The following is a 16152-nucleotide window of genomic DNA, read 5'->3' as shown; positions in this document are numbered from 1 at the left end:
GTGAGCCGCCACACCCTCTACGGGCCCCGCCACGCCGTCGCGGCCGGGCACTACCTCGCCGCCACCGCCGCCATGACCGTGCTGGAGGAGGGCGGCAACGCGGTGGATGCGGGCTGCGCGGCCGGCATCGCGCTCGGCGTGCTGCAGCCCGATCTCGTGAACGTCGCGGGGGTGGCGCCCATCCTCATCCGCCTCGCCGACGGGCGGGCGGAGAGCATCGCGGGGCTCGGCCACTGGCCCGCCGCCACGCCGCCCGACGTGTTCCTGCGCGAGCATGGCGGCATGATCCCCGACGGGGTGCGGCGCACCGTGATCCCCGCGGCGCCGGACGCCTGGATCACGGCGCTGGAGCGCCACGGCACCATGGGCTTCGCCGATGTGGCGCGCTTCGCCCTGCGCTGGGCCGCCGAGGGCTTCGCGGTCTTCCCCCTGCTGCGCGAGAGCATCCTGGCGCACCGCGACGACTACGCGCGCTGGGAGAGCAACGCCGCCATCTTCCTGCCCGGCGGCTGCGTGCCGGCGCTGGGCGAGCGCTTCGTGCAGGCGGACCTCGCGCGCACCCTCGCCTATCTCTGCGACGAGGCGCGCGCGGCCGAGGCGCGGGGCGGGCGGCTCGCGGGCCTCGCCGCCGCGCGGCGCGCCTTCTACGAGGGCGACATCGCCGAGGCCATGGTGCGCTTCCAGCGCCAGGAGGGCGGCTGGCTCTCGCGCGATGATCTCGCCGGCTTCCGCTCGCGCATCGAGCCGGTGGTCTCGCGCCCCTGGCGCGGCCATGAGCTGCTCGCCTGCGGCCCCTGGTGCCAGGGCCCCGCGCTGGTCGAGGCGCTGCTGCTGGCCGAGCGCGCCGGCATCGCGGGCCATGCCCACAACAGCGCCGACTACATCCACCTGCTGACCGAATGCCTCAAGGCCGCCATGGCCGACCGGGAATACCATTTCGGCGACCCGGCCTTCGTGGAGGTGCCGCTCGAGGCGCTGCTCGGCGAGGCGCACATCGCCGCCCGCGCGGCCGAAATCCGCATGGACCGCGCCCACCCCTCGCTTCCCGGGCCGCTGCTCGGCCCCGCGCCGGCGCCGCTGCGGCCGAGTGCCCGCGCCATCCCCAAGGTGGAGGCCGACACGAGCTATGTCGCGGTGGTGGACCGGCACGGCAACGCCTTCAGCGCCACGCCCTCGGACGGGTCCTGGAACGCGCCGGTCGTGCCGGGGCTCGGCCTCATCCCCTCCAACCGCGGCTGCCAGTCGCGGCCCGACCCGCGCCACCCCAACGGCGTCGCGCCCGGCAAGCGGCCGCGGCTGACGCCCAACCCGGCCATCCTGGTCACGCGCGAGGGCGGCGTGATGCCCTTCGGCACCCCGGGCGGGGATGTGCAGATCCAGGCCATGCTGCAGGTGCTGCTCAACCTGTTCCAGCACGGGATGGAGCTGCAGGAGGCGATCGAGGCGCCGCGCTTCGCCAGCTACGCCGCCCCCTCCTCCTTCGCGCCCTTCGAGGCCTTCCCCGGGCGGCTCGCCATCGAGGCGCGGGTGCCGGCCGCGGTGCGCGCGGAGCTTGCGCGGCGGGGGCACGGGGTGGTGGAGTGGCCGGAGAGCACTTGGCTCGCCGGCAGCGTCGAGGCGGTGCTCACCCTGCCCGAACGCGGCCTCGTCGCCGCGGGGGCCGACACGCGGAGGCCCGCCCATGCCATCGCCGGTTAGCCGCCGCGCCCTGCTCGCCGCCCCCGCCCTTATCGCGGCGGGCGAGGTGCTGGACGCGCTGCTCGTGCTGGCCATGGACGCCTCGGGCTCCATCGACCAGGACGAGTTCCTGCTCCAGCGCGAAGGCTATGCCGAGGCGCTGACCCACCCCTCGGTGATCGCCGCCATCCGCAGCCGCCGGCGCGGCGCGATCGGGGTGGCGGTGATCGAGTGGGGCAGCCCCGGCGGCTCCCAGGTGATCGTGGACTGGATGCGGATCGGCGACGACGCGTCCGCCCAGGCGGTGGCCGAGGCGCTGCTGGCCGCGCCGCGCACCCCGCAATCCTGGAACGCCATCGGCGACGCCATCCACCACGCGAGCCACCTGCTGCGCGAGGGCCCCTTCAGCGCGGAGCAGCTCGTCATCGACGTCTCGGGCGACGGGCCGGACATGCGCAGCCTGCGCCCCGCGCCCATCGCGCGCGACATCGTGGTGCGGCGGGGCATGGTGGTGAACGCGCTGGCCGTCGCCGCGGCGGGGCAGGTGACGCGGGCGGGCGAGCCGCTGGAGGAGCACTACCGCCGCGACGTGATCGGCGGCCCCGGCGCCTTCGTGATGACGGCCGAGAGCCGGCGCGACCTGGCCCGCGCCCTGCGCGCCAAGCTCATCCGCGAGGTGTCCTGATGCAGCCGAGCGCGAAGACGCGCAGCCGCGAGGCCAGCGGCTCGCCCGTCTCGGCCCGCGCCGCGTCCTGCTCCGCGACCAGGGCGGCGAGCGAGAGGCCGCGGCGCGCCGCCTCCGCCTCCAGCACCTCCCAGAAGGCGGGCTCCAGCGCGAGTGAGGTGTCGTGGCCCGCAAGCCTCAGGCTGCGCTTGCGCAGGTGGCGCGGCATGCGCGGCCTCAGTCGCTGTAGGTCGCGATCTCGATGAGGTTGCCGTCCGGGTCGCGGCAATAGACGCTGGTGATGGGGCCGAGCGCCCCCTCCTTCGGCACCGGGCCGAGTTCCAGGGTCACGCCGCAGCGGTGCAGGTGCTCCACCACCTGCGGCGCGCTGACGGTGACGACGAAGCAGAGATCCTGCGCGCCGGGCGCCGCGGCCTGGCCGGAGAACCACTCCGTCTGCGTCGCCTCGACGGGGCGGAGGTTGATCTTCTGCCCGCCGAAGCGCAGCGCCGTGCGCCGGTGCGGGCCGAACTCCTCGCGCTCCATGCCCAGCACGCGCTGGTACCAGGCGGCGCTGATGTCCACGTCCCTGCAGGTGAGGACGAGGTGATCGAGCCGGTCCACCGCGAAGCGCATCTCAGCGCTCCCCGCTGCGGCGGCGCAGCCGCGCCGTCACTTCGATCTCGATGCGCATCCTGTCGGTCTGCAGGTCGGCGTGAAACATGGTGGAGGCGGGGCGCACCGCGCCGAGATATTTCCGGATCACGGGCCAGCAGGGCTCCCAGTCGGCGCGGCTGGGCACGATGAAGGTGGCGCGCACCACGTCGTTCATGCTGGCCCCCGCCTCGCGCAGCGCGGCCTCGATGTTGCGGAAGGCCTGCTCGCACTGCTCCACCACGGAATCGGGGATGGACATGGTGGCGTAGTCGTAGCCCGTGGTGCCGGAGACGAAGACGAAATCCCCGTCCACCACGGCGCGGGAATAGCCGATCTGCTCCTCGAAGACGGAGCCGGAGCTGATGAGGCGGCGGGCCATGGCGGGCCTCCCTTCTCAGGGATGGGCGACGAGGCGCTGGGTGATCCGCCGCACGATGGGCAGGACCACCAGCACCGAGGGGAAGGCGATGAGCCAGGAGATGCCCCAGGCCACCGGCCAGCGCGCCAGGAACTCGGCCGAGGGGCCGAGCGCCCAGAGCGTGGAGATGCCCGAGACGATGCAGGTCATGAACAGGGTCAGGAAGAAACCCTGCACGAGATGGGCGAAGCGGGCGGGGAGGGGGAACATGCGCCCCCTCTGTTACTCAAGCCCCTCGTAGAAGTCATTCCCCTTGTCGTCGATCACGATGAAGGCGGGGAAGTTCTCCACCTCGATGCGCCAGACCGCCTCCATGCCGAGCTCGGGGTATTCGAGCACCTCCACCTTGCGGATGCAGTCCTGCGCGAGGCGCGCTGCGGGGCCGCCGACGCTGCCGAGGTAGAAGCCGCCGTATTTCCGACAGGCCTCGCGCACGGCGCGTGAGCGGTTGCCCTTGGCGAGCATGACCAGGCTGCCGCCGGCGCGCTGGAAGGCCTCCACATAGCTGTCCATGCGCCCCGCCGTGGTGGGGCCGAAGCTGCCGGTGGGCATGCCCTCGGGCGTCTTGGCCGGGCCTGCGTAATAGACCGGGTGGTTCTTGATGTAGTCGGGCAGGCCCTCGCCGCGGTCGAGCCGCTCCTGCAGCTTGGCGTGGGCGATGTCGCGCGCGACCACCATGGTGCCGGTCAACGCCACGCGCGTCTTGACCGGGTATTTCGAGAGGGTGGCGCGGATTTCGCTCATCGGCCGCGAGAGGTCGATCTGCACGCATTCCCCGCCCTCGATCTCCTCCGTGTGGTCGGGCAGGTAGTGGGCGGGCTCGTGCTCCAGCTCCTCGAGGAACACGCCCTCTGCCGTGATCTTCGCCTTGATCTGCCGGTCGGCCGAGCAGGAGACGCCGATGCCGATGGGCAGCGAGGCGCCGTGCCGGGCCATGCGGATCACGCGCACGTCGTGGCAGAAATACTTGCCCCCGAACTGCGCCCCGATGCCGAGGTTCTGCGTGAGCTTGTGGATCTCGGCCTCCAGCTCCGGGTCGCGGATGGCGTGGCCGGCCTTGCTGCCCGTCGTGGGCAGCGCGTCGAGGTAGCGCGTGCTCGCGAGCTTCACGGCCTTCAGCGTGGCCTCGGCGCTGGTGCCGCCGATCACCACCGCGAGGTGGTAGGGCGGGCAGGCGGAGGTGCCGAGCGTCTTGATCTTCTCCTCCAGGAAGGCGAGCAGCTTGGGCTTGGAGAGCACCGCGCGCGTCTGCTGGTAGAGGAAGGTCTTGTTCGCGCTGCCGCCGCCCTTGAGCACGAACATGAGGTGGAACTCCTCCGCATGTGCCTCGCCGGGGGCGGCCATGATGTCGAACTGCACGGGCAGGTTGTTGCCCGTGTTCGCCTCCTCCCAGACGGTGAGCGGCGCCATCATGGAGTAGCGCAGGTTCGTCTCGGTGTAGGTGCGATGCACGCCGTAGCTCAGCGCCTCCTCCTCGTCGCCCTCGACCCAGACGCGCTGGCCCTTCTTGCCGAAGACGATGGCCGTGCCCGTGTCCTGGCACATGGGCAGGGTGCCGCCGGCGGCGATGTTGGCGTTCTTCAGCAGGTCGAGCGCCACGAAGCGGTCATTGGCCGAGGCTTCGGGGTCGTCGAGGATCTTGCGGAGCTGCGCGAGGTGGCCGGGGCGCAGCAGGTGCGAGGCGTCGCGGCAGGCGGCGAAGGCCAGCTCCTCCAGCACGCGGGGCGGGACTTTCAGGACGCGCCGGCCGTCCACCTCCATCACCGTGACGCCCTCGATGGGCAGGCGGCGCCAGGGCGTCTCGTCCTTCGCCAGCGGGAACATGGGGCTGTAGCGGAAGCCCTCGGGGCGCGGGGGCGTGGTGCTGTCGAGCACGGTGTGGCGTCCTGGTCTCTGGGGTCGTTCAGTCGCGCTTGCGGCGGAAGGCGTCGAGGCTCACCACCTGGGGCTGGGCCGCGGCGGGCGGGGGTTCGGGCGCGGGCGGGGCCTCGGCGGCGGGGGCGGCCTCGGGCAGGCCGGCGGAATCCTCCTGCCCCTCGAACTCCGGCTCGAAGCGCAGGCCGAACTGGGCGTGCGGGTCCTGGAAGGCGGTGAGCGCGGCGAAGGGCACCACCAGCGTGGCCGGCACCCCGCCGAAGGAGAGGCCCACCGAGAAATGCCGCTGCGCCCGGTCCACCTTCAGATCCCAGAAGCGGTGCTGCAGCACGATGGTCATCTCGCGCGGGTATTTGGCCTTGAGATGGCCCGGGATGCGCGTGCCCGGATGGTCTGTCCGGAAGGAGAGGTAGAAGTGATGCTCGCCGGGCAGCCCCTCGCGCGCGGCATGCTCCAGCGCGTCCACCGCCACGGCGCGCAGCGCGCGCCCGGCCCATTCTTCGTAGGGGAGGAGGCTGTTCGGGGGGGTGGTGCTCATGCGGGGCATTCCTGTCCCGGCACCATATGGCGCGCAGCCGCGCATGGGAAGGAAGGGGCGGCGGTCCGGGGCAAGGAGGACGTTGCGGGCGCCCCGAGGCGGCTTTTATGCTTCGGGCGTCATCCAGGGGGCTCAAGAACATGCGAATGTCTCGACGTCTGGTCGGTCTGCTCGGGCTTGTCGGCCCGCTCGCGGCGGCGCTGGTGGCTGCGCCCGTCGCGGCGCAGCCCGTCGTGTTCCGCATGGCCACCAGCACGGACGCCTCGACGCTCGATCCGCACGCCTCGAACGCGGCGGTGAACACGCTGCTGCTGGCCAACATCTACGAGACTCTGGCGCTCAACCGAGACGACCTCTCGCTCGAGCCGGGCCTCGCACTCTCCTGGACGCAGGTCTCCCCCACGCGCTGGCGCTATGTGCTGCGCCCGAACGTGCGGTTCCACAACGGCAACGCCTTCGACGCCGACGACGTGGTGTTCTCGATCGAGCGGGCGCGCGCGCCGACCTCGAACATGGGCATTTTCGTGGACACGGTGGAACGGGCCGAGCGGGTGGACGCGCTGACCGTGGACATCGTCACCCGCGTGCACGACCCCGTGCTGCCCAACAAGATGTCCCGCGTCTTCATCATGGACCGGGAGTGGGCGGTCGAGCATCGGGCCGAGCGGCCGCAGAACTTCCGCGAGCGGGAGGAGACCCATGCCTCCCGCAACACCAATGGCACCGGGCCCTATGTGCTGCGCTCGCGGGAGCCGGAACAGCGCACCATCCTCGCGCGCAACGAGGCGTGGTGGGGCTGGGGCGGCCCCGGCCGCGGCAATGTGACGGAATACCACCACGTCATCATCGCATCCGATCCGACGCGGACGGCCGCCCTGCTCTCGGGCGAGGTGGACATGTCGCACGTCGTCCCGCCGCAGGATCTCGAGCGGCTGCGGCGCGACCCGCGGCTGCGCGTGCTGGAGGGGCCGGAGAACCGCACGCTCTGGCTCGCCATGGACCAGTGGCGCGACGAACTCCTCTACTCGAATGTCCGCGGTCGAAACCCCTTCCGCGACCTGCGCGTGCGGCAGGCCATCGCGCACGCCATCGACGTCGACTCCATCGTGCGGCGGACGCTGCGCGGGCAGGGCGTGCCCACCGGTTCCATGTGGACCTCCTTCGTGACGGGCTATGACCCGGCGCTGGACCGGCGCCTGCCGCTCGACCGCGCGCGGGCCCGGGCGCTGCTGGCCGAGGCGGGTTATCCCAACGGCTTCGAGGTGACGCTCGACTGCCCCGTGGGCGTGTATGACGAGGTCTGCCTCGCGCTGGCGCCCATGCTCGCGCAGGTCGGCATCACGCTGCGCGTGAACATCCAGCCGCAGGCGCCGATGTTCCAGAAGATCGGGCGGCTGGACACGAGCTTCTACGGCCTCACCTGGGGCGTGCCGACGCTCGATGCGTCCTACACGCTGCGCGCGATCATGATGACGCGCGAGCGCGCGGGCCCCGCCTCCTGGAACTACGGCGGCTACTCGAACCCCCGCGTGGACGCGCTGATCGAGGAAGCGGAGGCGACGGTGGACCAGGACCGCCGCATCGCCCTGATGCGCGAGGCGCACCGCATCCACAACGAGGAGCTGGGGCACATTCCCCTCTACACCCTCACCATCCCCTGGGCGATGAGCCAGCGCGTGCAGGTCGCGCACCGGCCCGACAACCGGGTGATGGTGATGAACGTGACGATGCGCTGATGGCGCAGGGCTGGAAGCAGGCGTGGCGCTCCTTCTACTACGAGGGCGCGCCCGAGGCGCCGGACCCGGTGCTGCGGCCGGGCCATGTGGCGCTCATCGTGATCGACGTGCAGAACACCTATCTGCAGCGCGAGGATCCCGCGACGCTGCAGGGCGAGGCGCTGGCGCGCTGGCATCGCTGGACGCCCTTCCACGAGCGCATGCGCGGCGTGGTGATCCCGACGCTGCAGCGCCTCATCGCGGCCTTCCGCGCGGGCGGGCATCCGGTGGTCTTCGCGCGCATCGCAGCCCTTCTGCCGGACGGGCGGGACCGCTCGCTCAGCCAGCGCAAGCCTGGCTGGAACGATCTGCTGCTGCCCAAGGACGCATGGGAGTCCCAGATCGTGCCCGAGCTGGCGCCCCGGGCCGACGAGATCGTGGTGACCAAGACCACCGATTCGGCGCTGACCGGCACGAATCTGCGCCTGGTGCTGGCCAATATGGGCATCACCCACGCGGTGGTCGGCGGCATCTTCACCGACCAGTGCGTGAGCTCCACCGTCCGCTCCCTCGCCGACGAGAGCTTCGAGGTGCTGCTGGTGGAGGACGCCTGCGCCGCCGGCAGCCAGGATCTGCACGAGCAGGAGCTGCGCATCCTCAACCGGATCTACTGCGAGGTGATGTCGGCGGAGGAGCTGCTGGGCTTCCTGCCCGGGGCGGCATAGGAAAGCGGGGGGCTTCTGTTGCCCGGTGCCCCCCAGACCGCGCTTACCTATGGTTAGGCAGCGAGCGCCACGTCCTCGCGGACGTTGTCGTTGGCACTTGTGATTTGGTCCGATGACGGCGGTACCATGCCGGGCAAAAGCTGCGTCTTTACCACGCGCGTCGAGCCTGTTTCGTCCCCACGGCCGCGCCCAACGACAGGGGCGGGAGGATGGTGGAGACGCCGGGCACTGCCCCCGGGTCCGCAACGTTTATTCCACGCAACGTTTATCGCCATAGCCGCAAGCGGCACCCCTCATGTAGCGCAGCCACCGGCCGGATGCGAGGGGGAAGGGGGCAGGCTTGCCCCCCGCGCATGGCCCGCTACACCCATCCGGCTTTCAGACGGGGGCGGATCATGGAACTCACCGAGGCGCAGCGGGCGGAACTGAGCGAGGCGCGCGCCGCCCGCGCCGAGACGCGCCGCCCCACCGTGCCCGCGCTCGAGGCCATGCTCTTCGAGCCCATCCCGGTGCTCGACCACGGCTTCCTCCGCGTGGTGGACTACATGGGCGACGACGGGGCGGTGGTGCAGGCCGCCCGCGTCTCCTACGGGCGCGGCACGCGCGCGGCGAACGAGGACCGCGGGCTGATCCGCTACCTCATGCGCCACCGCCACTCCACGCCCTTCGAGATGTGCGAGATCAAGTACCACGTGAAGCTGCCCATCTTCGTGGCGCGGCAGTGGATCCGCCACCGCACGGCGAACGTGAACGAGTATTCCGCCCGCTATTCCGTGATGGACCGGGAGTTCTACATCCCCGCCCCCGCCCATCTCGCCGCGCAGTCGGCGGTGAACCGCCAGGGCCGCGGCGCGGTGCTGGAAGGGGCGGAGGCCGAGGCGGTGCTGCGCCTGCTGCGCGAGGACGCGCAGCGCAACTACGACCACTACGCCTGGATGCTGAACGAGGACGAGGCCGGCCAGCCGCTCGACGAGGCGCGCAGCGGCCTGGCGCGCGAGTTGGCGCGGATGAACCTCACCCTCAACACCTACACCCAGTGGTACTGGAAGACCGACCTGCACAACCTGTTCCACTTCCTCTCGCTGCGCGCCGACGCGCACGCGCAGTACGAAATCCGCGCCTATGCCGAGGCGATGCTGCGCACCGTCGAGGCCTGGGTGCCGCTCTGCTTCGAGGCCTTCCGCGACTACCGCATGGGCGCGGTCACGCTCTCGGCGCAGATGCTGGGCCTCGTGCGGCGGATGCTGGCGGGCGAGGCGGTGACGCAGGAGGCGAGCGGCCTGTCGAAGCGGGAATGGCGCGAGCTGATGGAGGTGCTCGGGCGTGGATGAGCGTCTCTCGGCGATCCTCGACTTCCTCGCGCTGGCCGACCGGCTGAAGCACGTCCAGCGCGCCGCGCGCACGCGCCATGCGGGCGAGGACCGCGCCGAGAACAGCGCCGAGCACGCCTGGCATGTGGCGCTGATCGCCGTGCTGCTGGCCGAGGAGGTGACGCCGCGGCCCGACCTCGCGCGGGTGCTGGCGATGATCGCGGTGCACGATCTGGTGGAGATCGAGGCGGGCGACACCTTCGCCTTCGACGAGGCGGGCCTGCTCACCCAGGCCGAGCGCGAGCGCGCCGCCGCCCGCCGCCTGTTCGGCACCCTGCCGGCCGATCTGGCCGCGCGGCTTTCGGCGCTGTGGGAGGAGTTCGAGGCCGGCGAGAGCGCCGAGGCGCGCTTCGCCATGGGCTGCGACCGGCTGCAGGGCTTCGCCCAGCAGGTGGGCTGCGGCGCGCCCGCCTGGGCCGAGGTGGGGCTGACGCGCGCGCGCAGCCTCAGGCGCATGCAGCCGGCCATCGATCTCGGCCCGCCCTTCGCGCCGATGATCGAGGCGCTCTACGCGCGCGCCATGGCGCTCGGGCTGCTCAGGCCGTGAGCGTCATCGTCTTCGGCGCGGCCATCGCGGACCGGATCTTCCGCGTGCCGCGCCTGCCCGCGCCGGGGGAGACGGCGCTGGGCGAGGCGGGGCCGCCTCTGCCCGGGGGCAAGGGGCTCAACCAGGCCATCGCCGCCGCGCGCGACGGCGTTTCGGTGCGCTTCGCCGGCTGCGTGGGCGCGGATGCGGAGGGCGCGCTGCTGCGCGCGGCGCTGCGCGAGGCGGGGGTGGAGACGGGCTGGCTCGCCGAGGCGCCGGGCCCGAGCGGCCTCGCCGCCGTGGTGGTGGATGCGGCGGGGCGCAACCAGATCGCCGTCTCGGCCGGGGCGAACCGTGCCGCGCGCGCGGCGCAGGTCGAGGCGATCCCGCCCGGCGCCACGCTGCTCATGCAGATGGAAGTTCCGCCGGAGGAGAACGCGGCGCTGATCGCCCGCGGCCGGGCGGCGGGGGCGCGGCTGCTGCTCAACCTCGCCCCGGCGGCGTCCTTCCCGCGCGAGGCGCTGGCCGCGCTCGATCTGCTGATCGTGAACGAGCAGGAGGCCGCCTGGCTCGCCGCCGCGCTCGGCTGCGCGGTGGAGGCGGAGGCGCTGCACGCGGCGCTGGGCTGCGGGGTGGCGGTGACGCGGGGCGAGCGCGGCGCGGAGGCGGCCGCGCGCGGGGAGCGTGTGACGCTGTCCGCCTTCGCCGTGCCGGTGGCCGACACGGTGGGCGCGGGCGACGCCTGGTGCGGCGTGCTGGCGGCCGCGCTGGATCGCGGCGCGCCGCTTCCCGCCGCCATGCGCCGCGCGAACGCCGCGGCGGCGCTGGCCTGCACCCGGCCGGGCGCCGCCCCCGCCATGCCGCGGGCGGCGGAGATCGAGGCGCTGCTCGCCGGGCGCTGAGCGTCATCCCGGCGGCCGCCCCCCTTACTCCATCACGATGCGCGGCCCCGCCGCGGCGGCGGGCGCGCCCAGCTTCTCCCACAGCCGCGCCGCGATGGCGCGGTAGCGCCCGGCCTCCTCGCTCTCGGGCGCGGCCAGCACGATGGGCGTGCCGGCATCGGCCATCTCGCGGATGGCGAGCTTGAGCGGCAATTCGCCCAGGAACTCGACGCCGAGCCGCGCCGCCTCCGCCCGCGCCCCGCCATGGCCGAAGATGTCGCTGCGATGCCCGCAGGCGGGGCAGCAGAAGTAGCTCATGTTCTCGATGAGTCCGAGCACGGGGACATTCACCTTCTCGAACATGCGCACGCCGCGCCGGGCGTCGATCAGCGCCACGTCCTGCGGGGTGGAGACGATCACCGCGCCCGCCAGCGGCACGCGCTGGCTCATGGTGAGCTGCGCGTCGCCCGTGCCGGGGGGCATGTCCACCACCATCACGTCCAGCGCGCCCCACTCCACCTGGGCCATCATCTGTTCCAGCGCGCCCATCACCATGGGGCCGCGCCAGATCATCGCCGTCTCCTGCTCCACCAGGAAGCCGATGGACATGGCCTTCAGCCCCCAGCGGCTGATCGGCACGATGCGCTGGCCCACGGCGCGCGGCTTCTCCTGCGTGCCGAGCATCTGCGGCAGCGAGGGGCCGTAGATGTCGGCGTCCAGCAGCCCCACGCGCAGCCCCTGCGCGGCGAGCGCCACGGCGAGGTTCACCGCGGTGGTGGATTTCCCCACCCCGCCCTTGCCGGAGGCGACGGCGACGATCCTGCCCACCTCGGGCAGCAGCATCTGGCCCTGGCCGGGCGGGGGGCGGGTGGAGGTCGCCTTCGGCGCGGCGGGGGCCTCGCGGTGCGCCGTCATCACCACCGTCACCGAGAGCACGCCGGGCACGGCGGCGGCCGCCTTCTCGCAGGCCTGGCGCAGCGGCTCGAGCTCGCGCGCGCGCTCCCGCGGCACGGCGAGGGCGAACTGCACCAGCCCATCGCGGACATTCACCGTCTCGACCATGCCGTTCTCGAGCACGTCGAGCCCCGTCGCGGGGTCCTTCACCGCGCGCAGGGCGCGCTTCACGCCCTCGACCAGCGCCTCCGACATGATCATGACCTTTCCTTCATGGCCCGGCATGTCCATATGCGAGGGCGAGCGGTTCGTGCACCCCTCCCCCTTGGGGGCAGGGGGCCGTATGTGAGGAAGATGGCGCGCGCGGGGATCGCGCGGCCGGTTGGGAGAAGTCGGCGCAGATGGCCTGGAACAATGGAGGACCGAGCCCCTGGGGCAACCCGCGTCCCGGCGGAGGGGGCCCCTGGGGCGCGCCGCCGCCCGGCCCCCAGGGCGGCGGCCCTGGCGGTCGCGCCCCCGGGCCGGATGTGGAGGAGATCATCCGCCAGGCCCAGGCGGCGGTGCGGCGCTTCCTGCCGCGCGGCGGCGGCGGCGGGCGGCTGATCGGCGCCGGCGCGCTGGTGCTGCTCGCGCTCTGGGGCGCCTCGGGCTTCTACCGCGTGCAGCCGGACGAGCTCGGCGTCGTCATGCGTTTCGGCGCCTTCGACCGCACCGCCCCGCCCGGACTGAACTACCGCATCCCCTGGCCGGTGGAGACGGTGACGACGCCGCGCGTCACGCGCATCAACCGCGTGGATGTGGGTTTCCGCACGGGCGCCGAGGCGGGCCCCGGCGGGCGCGTGATCCCGGCGCGCGACGTGCTGGCCGAGTCGCTGATGCTGACGGGCGACGAGAACATCATCGACATCGACTTCGCGGTGTTCTGGCGCATCCGCGACGCGGGCGAGTTCCTCTTCAACACCCGCAACCCCGAAGAGACGGTGAAATCCGCCGCCGAATCGGTGATGCGCGAGGTGATCGGCCGCACGCCCATCCAGCCGGCGCTGACCGAGGCGCGCGCCCAGATCGAGCAGGAGGTGCGCCGCGGCACCCAGGCGATCATGGACCAGTACCGCGCCGGGGTGGAGATCACCCAGGTGCAGATGCAGAAGGTGGACCCGCCGGCCGCGGTGGTGGACGCCTTCCGCGACGTGCAGCGCGCCAATGCCGACCGCGAGCGCGCCCGCAACGAGGCGGAGAGCTTCCGCAACGACATCATCCCCCGCGCGCGCGGCGAGGCGGAGCGCATGGTGCAGGAGGCGCAGGGCTTCCGCGACAGCCAGATCGCCCGCGCGCGCGGCGAGGCGGGGCGCTTCAACGCCGTGTTCCAGGCCTATTCCCAGGCCCAGGACGTGACGGTGCGCCGCCTCTACCTCGAGACGATGGAGGAGATCCTGCGCCGCAACAACATGATCCTGGTGGATGACCGGCTGCAGGGCCTCGTGCCCTTCCTGCCGCTGGATGGCCGCGGCGGCGCTGCGGCGGGCCAGACCGGCGCGCCGCGCAGCCTGCCCGCCCCCGTGGCGGCCGCGCCGGCGATCAACCAGCAGCGGCCCGCGAGCCAGGGGGGGATGCCGCGATGAACAAGCTGCTCGTCCTCGGCGCGGTGGCGCTCGCGGCGGTGTTCGTCGCCGCCGGCGCCTTCTTCACCGTGCACCAGACCCAGCAGGTGCTGATCACGCAGTTCGGCCAGCCCATCCGCGTGATCCAGCAGCCGGGGCTGAACGTGAAGCTGCCCTTCATCCAGTCGGTCATCGTCTTCGACCGCCGCCTGCTCGATTTCGAGGGGCCGGGCGAGGAGGTGATCCTGGGCGACCAGCGGCGGCTGATCGTGGACAGCTTCACCCGCTACCGCATCACCGACCCGCTGCTCTTCTTCCAGACGGTGGGGGCGACGGAGGCGGGCATCCGCGGCCGGCTGAACTCCATCGTCAGCTCCGCGCTACGCCGCGTGCTGGCGAGCGAGCAGCTCCTCTCCGTGCTCTCGGCCGACCGCACGCGGATCATGGCCGAAATCCGCCGCCAGGTGAACGAGGAGGCGCGACGCTTCGGCATCGAGGTGACGGATGTGCGCATCCGCCGCGCCGACCTGCCGGACGAGAACACCCAGGCCATTCTCGCGCGCATGCAGACCGAGCGCGAGCGCGAGGCGCGCCAGCTCCGCGCCGAGGGTGCGGAGCAGGCCCAGCGCATCCGCGCCCAGGCCGAGCGCGACCGCACGGTGCTGCTGGCCGAGGCCGAGGGGCAGGCGAACATCCTGCGCGGCCAGGGCGAGCAGGAGGCCATCCGCATCTTCGCCGAGGCCTTCCAGCGGGATCCGGAGTTCTTCCAGTTCTGGCGCACCATGCAAGCCTACCGCGAGGTGTTCGGCAACGGGGAGAGCCGCATGGTGCTGACGCCGGAGAGCGACTTCTTCCGCTTCTTCCGCGACATCCCGCATCTCGCGCCCGCCGGGCGGTGAGGGCGGCGGAAAGGGCTGGCGCCGTTGTTTCGGCGGGCCTAGCCTCTACATGATGAAGGGCGGGGGTCATGCCCCCGCCCGCTCGATTCTGGGGTTTCTCGATGCGCCTCGCCGCCACCGCCCTTCTCGCCCTGTTCGCGCTGCCCGCCCTTGCGCAGGCGCCCGCCGCGCCGCCGGCGGCCGCTTCCGACGCGCCGGCGATCAGCCCGCCGCGCGGCGCGCCCGAGAGCTTCGCGCCGCTCGTGCGCACCCTGCTGCCCGCGGTCGTGAACATCTCCACGACGCAGAATCTGGGCGGCCCCCGCGCCAATCGCCCCGACGCGCCCGAGACGCCCCAGGCGCCGCCCGGCTCCCCCTTCGAGGAGTTCTTCCGCGACTTCTTCAACCGCCAGCGCCCGCCCGGCCAGCAGGCCGAGCCCAACCGCCCGCAGCAGCCGCAGCGGCGCGCGCAGTCGCTCGGCTCGGGCTTCATCATCGACCCGGCGGGCCTCGTGGTGACGAACAACCACGTGATCGAGGGCGCGGACGAGATCAACGTCATCCTGCAGGACAACACCACGCTGCGCGCCACGCTGGTCGGCACCGACCCGCGCACCGACCTCGCGCTGCTGCGCGTCACCCCGCCCCAGCCGCTGCCGGCCGTGCCCTGGGGCGATTCCGACACCGCCCAGGTGGGCGACTGGGTGGTGGCCATCGGCAACCCCTTCGGCCTGGGCGGCACGGTGACGGCGGGCATCGTCTCCGCCCGCGGGCGCGACATCCGCCAGGGCCCCTTCGACGACTTCATCCAGACCGACGCGGCAATCAACCGCGGCAATTCGGGCGGGCCGCTGTTCAATCTGCGCGGCGAGGTGATCGGCATCAACACCGCCATCTATTCGCCCACCGGCGGCTCCATCGGCATCGGCTTCTCCATCCCCTCCAACCTCGCGCGCGGGGTGGTGCAGCAGCTTGCCGATGCGGGGCGGGTGCGGCGCGGCTGGCTCGGCGTGAACATCCAGCAGGTGACGGACGAGATCGCCGAGAGCCTGGGGCTGCGCGGCGGCGCGCGGGGCGCCTTGATCGCGCGCGCCGTCGAGGGCGGCCCGGCCGCCGCCGCCGGGCTGCGCAGCGGCGATGTGGTGCTGCGCTTCAACAACCAGGAGGTGCGCGAGATGCGCACCCTGCCGCGCATCGTCGCGGAGAGCGCGGTGGGCGCGCAGGTGCCGGTGGTGGTCTGGCGCGACGGGCGCGAGGAGACGCTCATGGTCACCCTCGGCGAATTGCCGACGGAGACCCAGCAGGCCGCCGCGACGCCCGGCCAGACGCCGCGCGCCGACCGGCCGCTGGAGCTCTCGGGCCTCGGCATGCGCGTGACGGGGCTGACGGGCGAGACCCGCGAGCGTTTCCGCCTCCGCCCCGATCAGCGCGGCGTGGTGGTGACCGAAGTGGCGCCGAACTCCCCCGCCGCCGAACGCGACATCCGCCCCGGCGACGTGATCGTGGAGGTGCAGCAGGAGCGGGTGAACACCCCGCAGGAGCTGCAGGAGAGGCTGGAGCGGCTGCGCCGCCAGGGCCGGGCCACGGCGCTCTTCCTCATCGAGGGACCGCAGGGGCAGCGCTTCGTCCCGCTGCGGCTCGCGCCGCCGCGCGCCGCGCCGGGCTGAGGGCGCGGCGCGGGAAGGCGGCGCGGCAGGGAAAGCCTTGCCGCCGCGCGGCGCCCGGGCTGGGGG

At 72.8% G+C, this 16152-nt stretch carries 17 protein-coding genes and 1 other RNA gene; 10 read left to right on the top strand and 8 right to left on the bottom strand.

What is annotated here, in order from left to right; all coding sequences use genetic code 11:
* Positions 1-1698: a gamma-glutamyltransferase family protein gene (locus H596_RS0108850; RefSeq protein ID WP_027284582.1), complete on the top strand. Its 1698-nt coding sequence runs from the start codon at positions 1-3 to the stop codon at positions 1696-1698.
* Complete coding sequence (locus H596_RS0108845) at positions 1682-2362, top strand: DUF1194 domain-containing protein (RefSeq protein WP_027284581.1); 681 nt, start codon at positions 1682-1684, stop codon at positions 2360-2362. The genes H596_RS0108850 and H596_RS0108845 overlap by 17 nt, the downstream gene beginning before the upstream one ends.
* Here the strand turns inward: H596_RS0108845 and H596_RS0108840 are convergent.
* The 6 genes from H596_RS0108840 to H596_RS0108815 all read right to left on the bottom strand — a co-directional run bounded on the left by H596_RS0108840 (position 2343) and on the right by H596_RS0108815 (position 5829).
* The gene (locus H596_RS0108840; RefSeq protein WP_027284580.1) at positions 2343-2570 is read right to left on the bottom strand and encodes a ribbon-helix-helix domain-containing protein; all 228 of its coding nucleotides are present in this window, start codon (positions 2568-2570) and stop codon (positions 2343-2345) included. The two genes, H596_RS0108845 and H596_RS0108840, sit on opposite strands and share 20 nt — an antisense overlap.
* A gap of 8 nt (positions 2571-2578) precedes the next feature.
* Positions 2579-2977, bottom strand: coding sequence for a VOC family protein (locus H596_RS0108835; protein WP_027284579.1), 399 nt, complete (start codon positions 2975-2977; stop codon positions 2579-2581).
* Between the two features lies 1 nt (position 2978).
* On the bottom strand, positions 2979-3377 hold the full coding sequence (locus H596_RS0108830) for a RidA family protein (protein WP_027284578.1): 399 nt from the start codon (positions 3375-3377) through the stop codon (positions 2979-2981).
* Between the two features lie 15 nt (positions 3378-3392).
* On the bottom strand, positions 3393-3626 hold the full coding sequence (locus H596_RS0108825; RefSeq protein ID WP_027284577.1) for a DUF2798 domain-containing protein: 234 nt from the start codon (positions 3624-3626) through the stop codon (positions 3393-3395).
* A gap of 12 nt (positions 3627-3638) precedes the next feature.
* Positions 3639-5240: a fumarate hydratase gene (locus tag H596_RS0108820; RefSeq protein ID WP_051212706.1), complete on the bottom strand. Its 1602-nt coding sequence runs from the start codon at positions 5238-5240 to the stop codon at positions 3639-3641.
* A 79-nt stretch (positions 5241-5319) separates the two neighbouring features.
* A complete protein-coding gene (locus H596_RS0108815; protein ID WP_156910079.1) occupies positions 5320-5829 on the bottom strand; it encodes an SspB family protein in 510 nt (169 codons plus the stop codon).
* 146 nt (positions 5830-5975) lie between these two features.
* Between H596_RS0108815 and H596_RS0108810 the strand changes: the two genes are divergently transcribed.
* Complete coding sequence (locus H596_RS0108810) at positions 5976-7565, top strand: ABC transporter substrate-binding protein (RefSeq protein WP_027284574.1); 1590 nt, start codon at positions 5976-5978, stop codon at positions 7563-7565.
* Complete coding sequence (locus tag H596_RS0108805; RefSeq protein ID WP_037300667.1) at positions 7565-8269, top strand: cysteine hydrolase family protein; 705 nt, start codon at positions 7565-7567, stop codon at positions 8267-8269. The genes H596_RS0108810 and H596_RS0108805 overlap by 1 nt, the downstream gene beginning before the upstream one ends.
* A gap of 3 nt (positions 8270-8272) precedes the next feature.
* Here H596_RS0108805 and ssrA read toward each other — a convergent pair.
* Positions 8273-8596, bottom strand: a transfer-messenger RNA (tmRNA) gene (ssrA, locus tag H596_RS23365).
* A gap of 68 nt (positions 8597-8664) precedes the next feature.
* Between ssrA and thyX the strand changes: the two genes are divergently transcribed.
* The 3 genes from thyX to H596_RS0108790 are packed head-to-tail and all read left to right on the top strand — an operon-like array spanning position 8665 to position 11067.
* Positions 8665-9600 carry an FAD-dependent thymidylate synthase gene (thyX, locus tag H596_RS0108800; protein WP_027284572.1) on the top strand — a complete coding sequence of 312 codons (936 nt, stop codon included), beginning with the start codon at positions 8665-8667 and terminating at the stop codon, positions 9598-9600.
* The gene (locus tag H596_RS0108795) at positions 9593-10186 is read left to right on the top strand and encodes an HD domain-containing protein (RefSeq protein WP_027284571.1); all 594 of its coding nucleotides are present in this window, start codon (positions 9593-9595) and stop codon (positions 10184-10186) included. The genes thyX and H596_RS0108795 overlap by 8 nt, the downstream gene beginning before the upstream one ends.
* Complete coding sequence (locus tag H596_RS0108790; RefSeq protein ID WP_027284570.1) at positions 10183-11067, top strand: PfkB family carbohydrate kinase; 885 nt, start codon at positions 10183-10185, stop codon at positions 11065-11067. Before H596_RS0108795 ends, H596_RS0108790 begins: the two co-directional genes overlap by 4 nt.
* A 24-nt stretch (positions 11068-11091) precedes the next feature.
* Here the strand turns inward: H596_RS0108790 and H596_RS0108785 are convergent, their stop codons facing one another.
* Entirely contained in the window at positions 11092-12195 is a 1104-nt protein-coding gene (locus H596_RS0108785; protein WP_027284569.1) for an Mrp/NBP35 family ATP-binding protein, read from the bottom strand.
* Positions 12196-12467: 272 nt separating this feature from the next.
* Between H596_RS0108785 and hflK the strand changes: the two genes are divergently transcribed.
* From hflK to H596_RS0108770, 3 genes are all read left to right on the top strand, one after another.
* Positions 12468-13562 carry an FtsH protease activity modulator HflK gene (hflK, locus tag H596_RS0108780; protein ID WP_408735277.1) on the top strand — a complete coding sequence of 365 codons (1095 nt, stop codon included), beginning with the start codon at positions 12468-12470 and terminating at the stop codon, positions 13560-13562.
* Positions 13559-14440 carry a protease modulator HflC gene (gene hflC / locus H596_RS0108775; RefSeq protein WP_027284567.1) on the top strand — a complete coding sequence of 294 codons (882 nt, stop codon included), beginning with the start codon at positions 13559-13561 and terminating at the stop codon, positions 14438-14440. The genes hflK and hflC overlap by 4 nt, the downstream gene beginning before the upstream one ends.
* Positions 14441-14508: 68 nt before the next feature.
* Positions 14509-16086, top strand: a complete 1578-nt coding sequence (locus tag H596_RS0108770) for a DegQ family serine endoprotease (protein ID WP_245583976.1) — start codon at positions 14509-14511, stop codon at positions 16084-16086.
* The last annotated feature ends 66 nt before the right edge of the window (positions 16087-16152 follow it).

Source organism: Rubritepida flocculans DSM 14296 (assembly GCF_000425365.1).
Lineage (GTDB): Bacteria > Pseudomonadota > Alphaproteobacteria > Acetobacterales > Acetobacteraceae > Roseococcus > Roseococcus flocculans.
This window is presented reverse-complemented; position numbering and strand designations above follow the sequence as displayed.